Annotated in this window: 1 protein-coding gene; it reads right to left on the reverse strand. The window is 70.8% G+C overall.

Features of this window, described 5'->3' with window-relative positions; all coding sequences use genetic code 11:
• Positions 1–25 precede the first annotated feature (25 nt).
• Positions 26–16,615: an SDR family NAD(P)-dependent oxidoreductase gene (locus tag AB0F41_RS07825; protein WP_357422006.1), complete on the reverse strand. Its 16,590-nt coding sequence runs from the start codon at positions 16,613–16,615 to the stop codon at positions 26–28.
• Positions 16,616–16,709 lie beyond the last annotated feature (94 nt).

Raw genomic sequence — 16,709 nt, forward strand, 5'->3', positions numbered from 1 at the left:
CGGTGGGGCTCCTGCTCGTACCAGTTCAGCTGAGGTTGTCGATGAAATCGAAGAGCTCGCGATCGTCGGCGTCGTCGAGCTTTTCGGCGTTTTCGGCCAGATCGGCCGCACCTTGGTCGCCGGCTTCCAGTTGCCGTTGCAGCACAGCCAGCCGGCTCGTGATCTCCGACCGTTGCGCCGGCGAGAGTTCCGCGTCGGCACAGCGGCGCGCCAGGGCATCGAACTCCATCGTGATGGCCGGCATCGGGTCGTCGCCGGGTGCGATTTCGCGGCGGAGGAAAGCCGCCAGGGCCACCGGGGTGGGGTAGTCGAACACGGCGGTCGCGGCGAGCCGCACACCCGCCGATGCCTTGAGCCGGTTGCGGAACTCCATGATGCCCAGCGAATCGAACCCGATATCGCTGAACTGCTTGTCCGCGCTGATCTCCGCCGCGCTCTGATAGCCCAGCACCGCCGCGGCCTGGGCCCGGATCACCTGCAGCAGCACCTGCTCCTGCTCGGCCGGCGCGCGGCCGGCCAGCTGCCCGGCCAGTCCGGTCGGCGACTCGTCCACCGGCCCCGCCGCCCGCCGCCGCGCCGGGCGGGTCAGACCGCGCATCACCGCCCGCAGTTCGGCCGGCGCCAGTTCGGCCAGCGCGGCCCGATCCAGCCGGGCCGCCACGGAAACGGCCCGGCCGGCCGCGAGCGCGGCGTCGAACAACGCCATACCGTCGGAATCCTCCAGCGGTAGCAGGCCCTCTCGGCGCAGTCGGGCCAGATCGGTATCCGACAGCGCGCTGGTCATACCACCGCCCTGCCGCCACGGACCCCACGCCAGCGAGGTCGCGGGTAATCCGCTGATCCGGCGGTGGTGTGCCAGGCTGTCCAGGAAAACGTTCGCGGCAGCGTAGTTGGCCTGCCCCGAGCTGCCGATGACACCGGCGATCGACGAGTACAGGACGAACGCCGCGAGATCGAGATCCTGGGTGGCCTCGTGCAGGTTCCACGCGGCATCCACCTTGGCTGCCAGCACCGCGCCGATCTGTTCCTCGGTCAGCTGTTCGAATACCCCGTCGGCCAGCACGCCCGCGGCGTGCACGACCGCGGTGAGCGGACGATCCGGGGGGATACTCGCCAGCACCGCGTCCACAGCCGCTCGATCGGCGGCGTCACACGCCACCACCTCGACTTCCGCACCCGCGACGACCAGTTCGTCCCGGAGTTCGACCGCGCCGGGCGCGGCGGGCCCGCGGCGGCCGGCCAATACCAGCCGCCGCACGCCGTATGTCCGGACCAGGTGCCGGGCCAGCACCGCTCCCAGCGCACCGGTGCCGCCGGTGATGAGCACGGTCCCGTCGGTCCGCAACCGGGTGGGCACGGTGAGTACGTTCTTGCCGATGTGCTGGGCCTGGCTCAGGTACCGGTAGGCATCGGGACTGTTGCGCACATCCCAGGCGGTGATCGGAGACAGCCCCAGTGCTCCGGCCTCGAAGAGCTCCACCAGGGTCGCCAGGATCTCCTGTAACCGCCCGGGATCGGCGTCCAGCAGCATGAAGCTCTGATACCGGACACCCGGATGCCCGGCCGCCACCTCCGCCGGATCACGACGGTCGATCATGCCCATCTCGACGAACCGGCCGCCACGCGGCAGCAGCCGCAACGACGCGTCCACGAACTCACCGGCCAGCGAATCCAGCACGATATCCACACCACGGCCGCCGGTGACATCCAGGAACTTCTGCTCGAAGTCCAGTGTCCGGGAATCCCCGATCAGGTCCTCGGGGAATCCCAGTTCCCGCAGCGCGCCCCACTTCGGCGTACTGGCCGTGACCAGCGAACGCAAGCCGAGATGCCGGGCGACCTGGATCGCCGCCATCCCGACCCCACCGGTCGCCGCGTGCAGCAGCAAGGTCTCGCCCGGCGCGGCCGCCGCCAGATCCACCAGCGCGTAATAAGCGGTGGCGTAGGCGATCGGCACCGACGCCGCTCGGGCGAACGACCAGCCACGAGGTATCCGGGCGAGCAGGCGCCGATCGGTCACGGTGACCGAGCCCACGTCGGTGACGAACCCGAACACGCGGTCGCCGGGAACGAATTCGGTGACGTCCGCGGCGACCTCGAGTACGACGCCGGCGCCTTCACCCCCGATCCCGGCGCTCGGGTCCGGATAGGTGCCGAGCGCGATCAGCACATCGCGGAAGTTGAGCCCGACCGCGCGCATACTCAGCCGGACCTGGCCCGGAGCCAGTGCCGCCGGCGCGTCGGAGTTCTCGGCCAACGCGAAGTTTTCCCCGGTCAGGGTGCCCTTCCCGCGCAGTTTCAGCGACCACGAGGACTGCGCGCCGGTCAGGTCCACGGCCAGCTCGTCGCCGCCCGCGCGCAGCCGTGGCACATGGACCGCGCCACGCCGGATCGCCAGCTGCGGTTCCCGGGCCGCCGACAGCGCCGTAGCGATACCGCTCGCGCACTCGGCCCAGTCGCCGATATCGAGCAGCACCAGCCGATCAGGATGCTCGCTCTGCACCGAGCGGGCCAGACCCCATACCGCCGACGACGACAGATCCACCGGTTCGCCCGGATGCACGCCGACCGCTCGTCGCGTCACCACCACGATCGGTACGTCCCGAGCCAGCAGGCGTTTGATCCTGGTGGAGACGCCGATCACCACATCGCGGACCGTTTCCGGTAGCGCACCGGCGCCGCGTTCATCGACGACGGCGCGGCGCTCGACGACCGCCCGGTGATCCACCCGGACCACCGCCGCGACCCGGCCGGCGACAGTAACGATCTCACCGAGATCACCGGCGTCGGACACGGTGTCGGCGGCGGTGAGCTCCGCGACCTGCTCCACGTCGAACTCGGACATACGTACCCAGTCCACTTCGTAGCCGGTCCCCGGCGAACTCCGGCCGGTCGGCTCGAGCGCCGCGATGGAGATCGGACGCAAGGTCAACGTCCCGATCCGAACCACCGGAGCACCGGAGATGTCCGCCAGCCATACCGTCACCCGGTCGGCGGAAGTGCCCGCCACCGCACGCACCCGCACCGACGACGCACCCGCCGCGGCGAGGTCCACGTCCGCCCAGGAGAACGGCACGGCCACCGCGCCGGCGCCCGCGGCGGGGACCAACCCGCCCACGACCACCGCGTGCAATGCGGCATCGAGCAGCGCCGGGTGGATGCCGAACTCTCCGGCCGCGCCCGCGGCGTCGGGCAGGGTCACCTCGGCGAACACTTCGCCGTCACCTCGCCACAACGCCCGCAGGCCACGGAACGCGGGACCGTATTCGTAGCCGCGTGCCGCGAGATCCGCGTACACGTCACCTATCTCGACGGCCACCGCTGCTCGCGGCGGCCAGCTCATCGGCTCGGTGTCGCCGTCGGCGGTGCTCGCGGCCGGAAGTTCCGGCACGACCGTCGCCGACACATGCCTAATCCAGCGGTCTGGTTGGTCACCGTAGTCGCCGTCGGAGCCGGAGCCGGTTCGCGAGTACACCGACACCGTCCGCGCACCGGACTCGTCCGGCCCGCTCGCGACCACCCGTAACTCGACCACCGCGTCCCCGGCCAACGGCAACGGCGACTCGACCACCAATTCCGCCACCCGCGGGCAGTCCACCGTCGTCCCGGCATGCAGGACCAGGTCGACGAACGCCGCGCCCGGAACCAGCGTCGTCCCGGCGACCGTGTGGTCGGCCAGCCACGGATGACCGTCCACCGTCAACCGCCCCGTGAACACCGCCCCCTCGGAATCCGGCAGCCGCACCATCGCACCCAACAACGGATGGCCGGCCCGGTCCATACCCGACTGCCGGGCATCCGACGTGGTGATCGGCGCGGGCCAGTAGCGCTGGTGCTGGAACGCGTAGGTCGGCAACGAGACCCGGCTCGCCGCGCGGCCCGCGAGCAACGGCCGCCAATTCACCGCGATACCGGCGACATGAGCCCACGCCAGCGCTGCAAGCAACTGTGCCGGTTCGTCCGTCGACCGCCTGGCGGCCGCCACGACTATCGAGCGATCCTCGATATCGGGTGTTTCGGCGAGGCACTGCCGAGCCATCGCGCTCAGCACCGCGTCCGGCCCGATCTCGACGAATCGCCGCACCCCGATCGAGGCCGCCGTTTCCACGCCCCGCGCGAACCGCACACAGCCGCGCAGCTGGTCGACCCAGTAGTCCGGATCCGTCAGCTCGGCGTCGGCCACCGCGCCGGAGACATTGGACACGATCGGCACGGTGGGCCGGTGATAGGTCACCCCCTGTGCCACCCGGCGGAACTCGTCCAGCACGGGATCCATTCGCGGGGAATGGAACGCGTGACTCACCCGCAGCCGGTTGGTCTTCACACCCGCCCCGGCCAGCTCGGCCTCGATCTCGGCAACGGCGTCGAGATCACCCGACAGCACCACCGACGACGGGCCGTTGACGGCCGCCACCGACACCCGGTCGCCGCGACCGGCGACAGCCTGCGCGGCGACCTCCTCGGAGACGGCCGCCGCCAGCATCGCGCCGCCCGCGGGCAGCGCACCCATCGATCGGCCCCGGGCCACCACCAGCGCGCAGGCGTCGGGCAGCGACCACACACCGGCCACGTACGCTGCCGCGAGTTCACCGATCGAGTGCCCGATCAGCACATCGGGCACGACTCCGAACGATTCCAGCAGCCGGAAGGCCGCCACCTCGAACGTGAACAACGCCGGCTGAGTGAACTCGGTCCGATCGAGCAGGTCCGTATTGCCGGGGTCGAACACGATATCTGCGAGTGAGCGGCCCAGTAACGGATCGATATGCGAGCAGACCTCGTCGAAGGCGGCCGCGAAAACATCGAAGGCCGCGTACAGCCCGGCGCCCATGCCGGTGCGCTGGGCACCCTGTCCGGTGAACAGCAGCGCTGTCGCGCCGGTGCCGGCCGCCGCCGTGATCGTGCCGGGCGCACCGGCCGCGATCTCCGCCAGACCGGCCAGCAGTTCGTCGCGATCGGCGGCGACCACCACGCCGCGCCGATCGAGCCGGGCCCGGGTGGACTCCAGCGCCCAGGCCACGTCCCGGAGATCGAGGTCGGCGTGTTCGATCAACCACTGCCGCAATCGTTGCGCCTGAGCCCGCAAGCCCGGCTCCGAATTCGCCGACACCAGAAACGGCACAGCCGCGCGCGGCACCGGAATCGGCACAGCCGCGCCCGGCACCGGAATCGGCACAGCCGCGCGCGGCGGGTCCACCGGCTCGGCCGCCCCGGCCCGAGCCCGCGGCGCCTCCTCCAGGATGGCGTGCGCATTGGTGCCGCTGACCCCGAACGAGGACACCCCCGCGCGCCGGATCCGGCCATCGGCCGGCCACGGCGCGGCCTCGGTCAGCAGCGCCACCTTTCCGGCCGACCATTCCACATGCGGACTCGGCTCTTCGGCGTGCAGCGTCTTGGGCAGCATCTCGTGCCGCAGCGCCTGCACCATCTTGATCACCCCGCCGACACCGGCGGCCGCCACGGTGTGCCCGATATTCGACTTGACCGTGCCGATGCGCACCGGATGCTCACGATCCCGGCCATAGGCCGAGATCAGCGCGTTCGCTTCGATCGGATCCCCCAGCGTGGTGCCGGTACCGTGCGCCTCGACGGCGTCCACATCAGCGGGTCCGAGGCCGGCGTCGGCCAGCGCGGCCGCGATCACCCGTTCCTGGGACGGGCCGTTGGGAGCGGTCAGCCCGTTGCTCGCGCCGTCCTGGTTGACCGCGGTTCCGCGTACCACCGCCAGCACGTCGTGGCCGAGCCGCACCGCATCGGACAACCGTTCCAGCACCAGCACGCCGACGCCTTCGGCGAACCCGACACCGTCGGCGTCGGCGGAGAACGGTTTGCACCGCCCATCCGGCGCCAGCCCGCGCTGCCGCGCGAAATTGATGTACAGCCAGGGGGTCGCCGCGACGGTCACGCCACCGGCCAGCGCCAGCGAGGTGTCCCCCTCGCGCAGCGCCCGGCAGGCCTGATGCAGCGCGACCAGCGACGACGAGCACGCGGTGTCCACACTCACCGCGGGCCCTTCCAGTCCCAGGACATAGGACACCCGGCCGGAGACCACACTGTGCGCGGTGCCGGTGAGCCGGTAACCCTCCAGTTCTTCGGGTATCCGGTCGGCGTACCCGGAGTCGCATACGCCCGCGAACACTCCGGTGTCGCTGCCGCGCAGGGTGGTCGGGTCGATGCCCGCGCTCTCGATCGCCGCCCAGGACGCTTCGAGCAGTAGGCGCTGTTGTGGATCCATGGCCGACGCCTCCCGGGGGCTGATCCCGAAGAATTCCGCGTCGAACCCGGTGATATCGGTGAGGAATCCACCGCGCCGGGTGTAGGTCGTACCCGGGCTGTCCGGATCGGGATCGAAGAGCCGCGCGAGATCCCAGTCGCGATCCGCGGGAAACTCCCCGCTCGCATCGATTCCGGCCGCGACCAGATCCCAGAGATCGTCCGGCGACGCGACGCCGCCCGGGAACCGGCAGCTCATCCCGACGATCGCGATCGGTTCGGTGCCGCGCCCCGGATCCACCGGCAGGCTCGGCGGCACAACCTGTCCGGCGGCGCCCGCCGAGGTGGCGGGCTCGATCCGGGACAGCAGCAGCTCCGTGATCGCCGTCGCGGTCGGATAGTCGAACACCAGGGTCGAGGGCAATGCCATACCGGTGCTCGCGACCAGCTGATTACGGAATTCCATCACACTCAGCGAATCGAACCCCAGATCCTTGAACGGCATGCCCGGGGCGATCGACTCGGCGCTCTCGTGCCCGAGCACCGCCGCCGCCTGGGTCCGGACCAGTTCCAGCACGAGACGTTCCCGCTCGGCAACCGGCCGGCCCGCCAGCCGCCCGGCCAGCGTGCCGGCCGGCGTCGACGACTCGCCCGGGCCGGCTGCCACCCGCCGGCGAACCGGCCGCGACAGGCCGCGCATGATCGAACGGGTACCGGCCGCACCGGATTCGGCGAGGGCCGACCGGTCGATCCGGACTCCGGCGAAGGCCGCCCGGCCGCCGGCCAAGGCCGCGTCGAACAGCGCCAAACCCTCCTCGGTACCCAGGGGCGGGAACCCGTCTCGCCGCAGCCGGGCGATATCGGCCGACCCGAGACCGGTGGTCATCCCGGTTCCGTCCTGCCACAGTCCCCACGCCACCGAGGTAGCCGCGAGACCCATGACCTGCCGGTACTGGGCCAATGCGTCGAGGAAGACATTGGCCGCCGCGTAGTTCGCCTGGCCCGGGTTGCCGATCACGCCGGCGATCGAGGAATAGAGCACGAAGGCCGACAGGTCCATGGACCGGGTCGCCTCGTGCAGATTCCAGGCCGCGTCGACCTTCGGCCGCAATACCTCGGCGATCCGCTCGGGTGTCATGGTGTCGAGCAGGCCGTCGGCCAGCACACCGGCGGCATGCACGACGGCGGTCAGCGGATGCCGGGCCGGTATCGCGGCCAGCACCGCATCCAGCGCCGCCCGATCGGCCACATCGCAGGCGACGATATCCACCCGGGCGCCGAGGCCGGCCAGTTCGGCCCGCAATTCGCCCGCGCCGGGGGCGTCGGGTCCACGCCGGCTGGTCAGCACGAGGCTGCGGACGCCGTACTCGCTGATCAGATGCCGCGCCAGGCCCGCACCCAGTCCACCGGTTCCACCGGTGATCAGCACCGTCCCGTCCGGCCGAAGCGGAGTCGGCACGGTGAGCACATTCTTGCCGATATGCCGGGCCTGGCTCAGGTACCGGAAAGTCTCCGGCGCCCGCCGGATATCCCAGGCCGTGGTCCGCGACGGGGTCAGGGCACCCGACTCGAAGAGCCCCACGACGGCGGTGAGGATCTCCCGCAACCGATCCGGGTGCACATCCAGGAGCACGAACTGGCGGTACTCCACGCCGGGGTATTCGGCGGCGACCCGAACCGGGTCGCGCTCATCGAGGAGCCCCATCTCGATGAACCGGCCACCGCGCGGCAGCAACCGCAGCGACGCGTCCACGAACTCGCCGGCCAGCGAATCCAGCACGATATCCGCACCACGCCCGTCGGTGACCTCGAGGAACTTCCGCTCGAAATCCAGCGTCCGGGAATCCGCGATCTCGTGATCGGCGAAGCCGAGTCCGCGCAGCACATTCCACTTCGACTCGCTCGCGGTGACCAGCAGCCGCAATCCGAGGTGCCGGGCCAACCGGACGGTCGCCAGGCCGACGCCACCGGTAGCGGCATGCAAGAGCAATGTCTCACCGGGCCGGGCGCCCGCGAGATCGACCAAGCCGTAGTAAGCGGTCGCGTAGACGACCGGAACAGCGGCCGCCTGGACGAAGGACCAGCCGTCCGGAACGGGGGCGAGCAGCCGCCGGTCGGTCACCGACTCCGAGCCGGCACCGGAGGTGAACCCGAATACCCGGTCGCCGGGCGCGAATTCGGTCACGTCGGGGGCCACCTCGAGCACGACACCCGCGCCCTCCACGCAGAAGGTCGCGTCGATCGTCCGGGATCCGGCGTCCGTATTCGTCACCATGCCCAGCGCGATCAGCGCATCCCGGAAATTCACCCCGACGGCACGCAACGACACCCGCACCTGACCCGATTCCAGGGCCCGCTGCGCCGCTGTCTCGGTGAGCACGAGATTGTCGCCGGTCAAGGTGCCCTTCTCCAGGTGCGTCAGCGCCCACCCCGGGGTGCGGACGAGATCCGCGGCCCCGACGATGTCGCCGACACCGGCACTGAGCCGGGGCGCGTACCAGGTCCCGCGGCGCAACGCCAGTTGGGGTTCGGTGCCCGCGGCCACCGCCAGTTCCACCGCGCGGCGGTATCGCGACCTATCGTCGATATCGATGACGACGATCCGGTCGGGGTGCTCGGACTGCGCGACCCGCACCGTGCCCCATACCGGGGCCTGCGCGATATCGACCGACTCGCCTGGGTGCACAGCCACCGCACGGTGGGTCACCACCACCACCGGCTCGTCCCGGCCCAGCAGCCGCTGGAGCCGCTCGGTCAGCGCGGTCACCGTGTCGCGCACGTCCCGGGGGATATCGCCGCCGATCGCGTCGTCGAGAAGCAGCACCGAAACGGTCCGGCCGGCAACGGTCGCGGTCTCACCGATCTCGGCCGGATCCCAAGCACCGGGATCGCCGGGCGCACTGTCATTTTCGGGCTGCGCGACCCAATCGACCCGATAACCCGGATCGGTGCGGGTGGCGGACAGCGCACCGATGGACAGGGGCCGCATCGTCAGGGCGCCCACTTCGGCAACGGTCGCCCCGGAACTGTCGGCGAGGGTCACCGCGAGCCGGCCGGAATCGGAATCGGTGGCCGCGATCCGGACCCGCAGGGTCGTCGCACCGGTCGCGTACAGCTCGACATCTTCCCAGGCGAACGGAACAGCGATCTGTCCGAGCCGGGTCTCGGGCAGGAGCCCGCTCACCAGGATCGGATGCAGCGCGGCGTCCAGCAGTGCCGGGTGCAGGTCGAATTCGGCGCTGCCGGCACCAGCCGGTAGCTCCACCTCCGCGAACACTTCATCCGTACGCCGCCACACGGCCCGCAGACCACGGAACACCGGCCCGTACTCATAGCCCCGCTCGGCCAGATCCCGATAGGCGTCGCCGATCTCCACCGCTTCCGCGTCGTCCGGCGGCCACACCTGCAGACCCGAATCCGGCGTTCGGACAATGGAACGCCGGGCGAGGGTGGCCACCGCATGACGCACCCAGGCCGGCGTCTGCTCGAAACCCTCGGCACCTGCGCGACCCGAATCGTCGGCCGGCCGCGTACGCGAGTAGACCGCGACGCCGCGGGCTCCGGATTCGTCCGGAGCCCCTGCCACCACCGCCCGGAACTCGACGGTATCGGCGGCCGGCAGCGGCAGCGGCGCCTCGATCACCAGTTCGGCCACCCGTGGACATCCGATCACCGCGCCGATGTGCAACACCAGCTCGGCGAAGGCCGCCCCCGGCAACAGCGCCGCCCCCGCCACCGCGTGATCGACCACCCACGACTGCCCCGACCGGGACAATCGCCCGGTGAAAACCACCGCACCGGAATCGGGTACCTGCACCATCGCACCCAGCAACGGGTGTTCCGGATCGTCCAGACCCGACTGCCACACATCCACCGACGGCACCGGCTCCAGCCAGTACCGCTGACGATCGAACGCATAGGTCGGCAACGGCACCCGGCCCACCGCACGACCGGCGAACAACGGCCGCCAATCCACCTCCGCCCCCGCGACCCGCGCCGCCCCCAGCGCCGCCACGAACGCCGACGTCTCCTCGACCGAACGCCGCGACGATGCCACCACCGCCGACTCGGCCTCCAGCTCCGGGCGCTCGGCCAAGCACTCACGAATCATCGCGGTCAGCGCGGCATCCGGACCGACCTCGACGAACCGGCGCACGCCGGAGTCGATCAACGAATCCACCCCGGGTGCGAACCGCACACAGCTACGGACATGCGAAACCCAGTACTCCGGATCGCGCACCTGCTCCCCGATCAGCGCACCGGACACATTCGACACGATCGGGATCGACGGCGACCGGTACGTCAAGCCCCGCGCCACCGCCCGATACTCGTCGAGGATCGGCTCCATCAGCACCGAATGCGACGCGTGCGAGATCCGCAGCAACGAGTTCTTGCGCCCCGCCTCGGTCAACCGCGCCTGGATCTCGGCGACCGCGTCGGCGTATCCGGAGAACACCACCGAATTCGGGCCGTTGACCGTACCGACCGATACCCGGTCACCGTAACCGTCCAGCAGTCGCGCGGCCTCGGCCTCCGACACCGCCGCCGCCAGCATGGCCCCGCCCGACGGCGCCGACCCCATCAATCGGCCACGCGCGGCCACCAGCACACAGGCGTCCGGCAACGACCACACCCCGGCCGCATACGCCGCGGCGAGCTCACCCAGCGAATGCCCGGCCACCACATCCGGCAGCACACCGAACGATTCCAGCAACCGGAACAGCGCCACCTCGAACGCGAACAGCGCCGGCTGCATCCATTCCATCCGATCCAGCAACCCGTCGGGATCGGTGAACATCACCGTCCGCAACGACCCGCCCAGCTGCCGGTCCAGCTCCTCGCACACCTCGTCCAACGCCGCGGCGAACACCGGGAAGGCCCGGTACAGACCCGCACCCATCCCCACGCGCTGGGCGCCGCCACCGGTGAAGAGGAACGCGGTACTCCCCGCCCGCGCACCGCCCTCGACGACCGCCGGCGATACCGACCCGGACGCCAGCGCCGCCAGCCCCACGATCAATTCGTCCCGGTCCGCGCCGACCACCACCGCCCGGCGCCCGAGCCACCCCCGGGTCTCGATCAGCGAATACGCGACACTGTCCACATCCAGGTCGGGGTGTTCGATCAGCCACTGCCGCAACCGATCCGCCTGTCCGCGCAAACCCGATTCCGACTTACCCGACAACACCAACGGCACCACACCACCGGCGGCGGCACCACCGGCCCCGGGCTCACTGCTCGCCGGCAGCGCCGGCGCTTCCTCCAGGATCACGTGCGCGTTGGTGCCACTGATCCCGAACGAGGACACACCCGCGCGACGGATACGGTCACCGACCGGCCACGGCTCGGATTCGGCCAGCAACCGAACCGAACCGGCCGACCAATCCACATGCGGTGTCGGCGGATCGGCGTACAGGGATTTCGGCAAGGTCTCGTGGCGCAGGGCCGCCACCATCTTGATCACGCCGCCGATACCGGCGGCCGCGACCGCGTGCCCGATATTGGATTTCAGCGATCCGATCCGGAGTGCGCGTTCCCGATCGGTTCCGTAGGCGGCGATCAGGGCCTGGGCCTCGATCGGATCGCCCAGCGCCGTACCGGTGCCGTGCGCCTCGACCGCGTCCACCTGCGCCGGGTCCAGCCCGGCATTCGCCAGTGCCGAGGCGATCACCCGTTCCTGCGAAGGGCCATTCGGCGCGCTCAGTCCATTGCTCGCGCCGTCCTGATTGATCGCGCTGCCGCGCACGAGCGCAAGCACCGGATGGCCGAGCCGCCGGGCATCGGACAACCGCTCGACCGCCAGCACCCCGGCGCCCTCCGCCCAGGTGACACCGTCGGCGGCAGCGGAGAACGGCTTGCACCGCCCGTCGGCGGCCAGGCCCCGCTGGCGGGAGAAGTCGACGAACAGATCCGGGCCGGCCGCGACGGTGACACCGCCGGTCAGGGCCAGCGACACCTCACCCTGCCGCAGTGCCTGACAGGCGAGGTGCAGCGCGACCAGCGAGGAGGAACACGCGGTGTCGACGGTGACGGCCGGGCCTTCCAGGCCGAGGACGTAGGCGACCCGGCCGGAGACCACACTGTGCGAGTTGCCGGTCAGCCGGAATCCCTCGTATTCACCGGTTACTCCGGGCGAGTACCCGGAGGAACCGGCGCCGAGGTAGACACCGGCGTCGGTGTTGCGCAAGGTGGCCGGATCGATCCCCGCGTTCTCCAGGGCCTCCCAGCACACTTCCAGGATCAATCGCTGTTGTGGATCCATCGCCGCCGCTTCGCGGGGCGCGATTCCGAAGAAGGCCGCGTCGAATGCCGCCACATCGTCGATGAAGCCGCCCTCCCGCGTGTACACGGTGCCCGGCTTATCCGGATCGGCATCGAAGAGGCGGTCCAGGTCCCAGCCGCGATCCGCCGGAAAGGGGGTGACCGCGTCGACGCCACCGGCGACCAGATCCCACAGGTCCTCGACCGACCGCACGCCGCCCGGGAAACGGCAACCGATTCCGACAATGGCGATCGGTTCGTCCGCGCGGTCGCGACGCGCCGGTCGCGGCACGTCGTTCTCGAGGCCTTCCAGCCGGGATCGAACCAGCCGGGTGACCGCAGTCGGTGTCGGATGGTCGAAGATCAGCGTCATCGGCAGGTCGACGCCGGTGGCGCGAGCCACTCGATGCCGTAACTCGATGCCGCTCAGCGAATTGAAGCCGAACGCGGTGAACGGCAGGTCGGGATCGATCGCCTCGGGCGAATCGTGGCCGAGTACCGCCGCCGCCTGCTCGGCGACCACCGCGAGCACCAGCGCCTGCCGCTGCGGCCCGGGCACGGCGCCGAGCCGCTCGGCGAAGGACCCGGCCACGGTCCGCCGTTCCCGCACCGGGCGGGCCGGGTTCGCCACCGCGGCGGCGGTATCGGGCACGGGCCCCGCCGGCTCGATCAGCACCGACTCGACGGTGAGCAGCGGTCGACCGTTCTCGGTGGTCGCGGCGAGGTGGGTGGCACCCGCCGCGCCACGTCCGATCCGGACGCGTGCGGCCGGCACACCACGGTCATACAGGCGGATACCGCGCAGCGACACCGTGATCGGTATCGCCGGGCTGCCGGAACCGGCGATGTAGGAGTCCAGCGCGGGATGCAGCATGGCGTCGAAGAGCGCCGGATGAACCAGGAAACGCCCGGCCCCTTCGGCCAGGCTCTCGTCGAGCGAAACCTCGGCGAAATGCTCGTCGTCCTGTTCCCAGGCGGCGGTGACGCCCTGGAACGCCACTCCGTAGTCGATGCCCCGGCCGAACAGCCGGTCGTAGAGCTCCCCGGCGGACACCCGGTCGGTCGCGGGAGGCCGGTCACCGATCGTCACCTCGGTGTCCGCCGCGTCCACGGCGGAGGCGAGTATGCCGGACGCACAGCGCACCCACACCGCCGCGCCACTCTCGTCGCCGGTGTCGCGCCGCGCGTGCACGGTGAACGACCGCTGCCCGTGGTCGTCCGCCGCTGCCACACTCACCTGCAGATCCAGCACCTCGGCAGCGGGCAGCGGCGGGTGGATCCGCAATTCGGACACCGTTTCGGCGCCGACCCGGGCGCCGGCGGCCAGGGCTATCTCGACCCAGACCGAACCGGGTACCACGGCCGCCCCGGCGAGCACATGGTCGGCGAGCCACGGATGGGTACGGGTGGTCAACCGGCCGGCGAACAGCCAACCGCCGGTCCCCGCGATCGGCGTCGCGACGCCGAGAATCGGATGATCGGGATGAGCCGGCCCGTACGCGCGCACATCGCCCGCTCCGACGGCCGCGTCCGGGGTCCAGCACTGCCGCCGCTGGAAGGCATAGGCCGGCAGGTCCACCGGGGCGGTGCGGGGCGCGAGCATATCGTCCGGCACATCGATGCCCACGCAGTACGCCCGAGCCAGCGCGGCGCCGAACTGCTCCGCACCGTCACGCTCGCGTTCGAGCGTGCCCAGCACGGCCACCCGCTCGGACAGCCCCAGCGACCCGGCGGTGAGTTCGATCGCCACGGTCAGCACCGGATGGGGGCTCACCTCGACGAACGCGTTCATTCCGGTGTCCATCAGGCTGTGCACGGATTCGGCGAACCGGACCTGCCGGCGCAGACCGCGATACCAGTACCCGGCATCGAGACCGGCCGTATCCAGGTAGTCGCCCGTCACGGTCGAGAAGAACGGAATCGACCCCGAAACGGGCCGGATCGGCTCCAGTTCGGCCAGTAGTCGCTCCCGGATCCGTTCCACCGCAGCCGAATGCGAGGCATAGTCCACCGGAATGCGTTTCGCCCAGACCCCCTCGGCCGCGCACGCGTCGAGGAACTCCCCGATCGCGTCCGCGTCACCGGATACGACGGTCTGCCCCGGACCGTTCTCGGCGGCGACCGATAATCGAGAACCGAACGCGCGCAACCGATCGGCGACGGCGTCCGCGGACAGTCCGACCGCAGCCATACCACCGGATCCGGCGAGCTCGTGGGCAACCGCCCGCGAGCGCAACGCCACCACCCGGGCGCCATCCGCTGTCGACAGCCCCCCGGCCACCACCGCGGCCGCGATCTCACCCTGCGAATGTCCCAGCACCGCGGCCGGACGGACACCCCGCGCCTGCCACGATCGCGCCAGTGACACCATGACCGCGAACAGCGCCGGTTGCACCACATCCACCCGGTCCAGTCCGGGGGCACCCGGTTCGGCCCGCAGCACCTCGGTCAACGACCAGTCCACGAACGGCGCCAACGCCGCTTCGCACTCGGCGATGGCCGCGGCGAACACCCGGTCGGCAGTCAGTAACCGGGCGCCCATCCCCACCCATTGGCTGCCCTGACCCGGAAAAACGAACACCACCCGACGGGTCGCGGCCCGCTCGGGGAGGACCGCCCCCGGACCGGAATCGGGTGCCGGGTCGATGAGCCCGGCCAGCCCGTCGGACAGGGCGGCGATATCCGCGCCGACCACGGCCGCGCGCCACTCCAGCCGCGCGCGGGACCGGGCCAGCGACGAGGCCACCGCCGCGGCGTCGAGGTCGCGATGATCGCCGAGCCAGTCCCGTAGCCGAGCGGCCTGCGCGCCCAGCGCCTGTGAACTGCGCGCGGACAGGACCCAGGTCAGCGGCTGCCCGGGTGCGGTATCCGGATCACCGGAATCCGTCCCCACCTCGGCCGGAACTCCTTCGAGGATCACGTGCGCGTTGGTGCCGCCCATGCCGAACGACGAGACAGCGGCTCGCCGCACCGGTGCGGCGGGCCAGGGCCGGTTGCCGGTCACCACGGTCAGGCCCAGCTCGTCGAGCGGGATCCGGGGATTGGGCGTGTGGAAGTTCAAGCTGGGTACCAGTTCGCCGTACCGCACGCACAGTGCGGTCTTGATGAACCCGGCGATTCCGGCCGCACCCTCCAGATGCCCGATATTCGTCTTGACCGAACCGACGGCCAGTCGCCGCCCGGCCGGTCGGCCGGCGCCGTAGGTATCGCCCAGCGCGGCCGCCTCCACCGGATCCCCTGCGGGGGTGCCGGTTCCGTGCAGCTCCACGTAGTCCACCGACTCCGGCTCGACCCCGGCGGTCGCCAGCGCGGTCCGGATGACCGCTGCCTGGGTATCCGGACTGGGCGCGCTCAGCACTTGCCGATCGTTGCCGTTGTTGACCGAACTGCCACGGATCACCGCGTAGACCCGGCGGCCGGCGGCCACCGCCCGGTGCAGCGGTTCGAGTACGACGATGCCGCCACCCTCACCGCGAACGGTCCCATCGGCGTTCGCATCGAAGGTGTGACACTTTCCCGACGGCGAATGGGCGCCGAATTGTTCGTAGCGCTCGCCGCTGAGCGGCGACAGGATCAGGTTGACGCCACCGGCCAGCGCGACCTCGCACTCACCACGGCGGATCGCTTCGGCGGCCAGGTGCACCGCCACCAGCGACGAGGACTGCCCACTGTCGACCACCAGGCTCGGCCCGGTGAACCGGTAGTGATTCGAGATCCGGTTGGCCGCCACACCCCGGCCCACCGCCCACAATGAATGCCGGCCGATACCGGCACTTCCCCGCCCGGCCTCGATTTCGGCGAAGTCGGTGCCGGTGCTCCCGAGGAACACGCCGGTGGCGGCCTCGGCCGCGGCACCGAAACCCGCGTCCTCCAGCGCCTCCCAGCTCAGTTCCAGACCGAGCAGCTGCTGGGGATCGATAGCGCGGGCCTCGTTCGGGGGTACGCCGAAGAAGTCCGCGTCGTATCGGGTCGCGGTGTCCAGGAACCCCGCGATCTCCTCGATCCCCGGACGGTCCGCCCCGGCGGTGCCGATCGCGTCCCGTCCCTCCCGCAGCAGTCGCCAGAAAGCCGGGAGATCGGGTGCTCCGGGCATGCGGCACGACATCCCGACAACAGCGATATCGTTCGCCGACTCGATCATGGAAATTCCCGTCCAACCAGGTGAATACTGAGCTTGTTCGTGTTCGCCGGCAGCCACGTCACCACCGCCCCACCAGGGGCTGCGGCCGGCCACG

The sequence above is a fragment of the Nocardia sp. NPDC024068 genome, from assembly GCF_040638875.1.
Classification (GTDB): domain Bacteria; phylum Actinomycetota; class Actinomycetes; order Mycobacteriales; family Mycobacteriaceae; genus Nocardia.

Excerpts from the sequence above, each read along its gene's own strand:
- AB0F41_RS07825 (WP_357422006.1), bottom strand. The coding sequence starts at position 16,615 with ATGATCGAGTCGGCGAACGATATCGCTGTTGTCGGGATGTCGTGCCGC.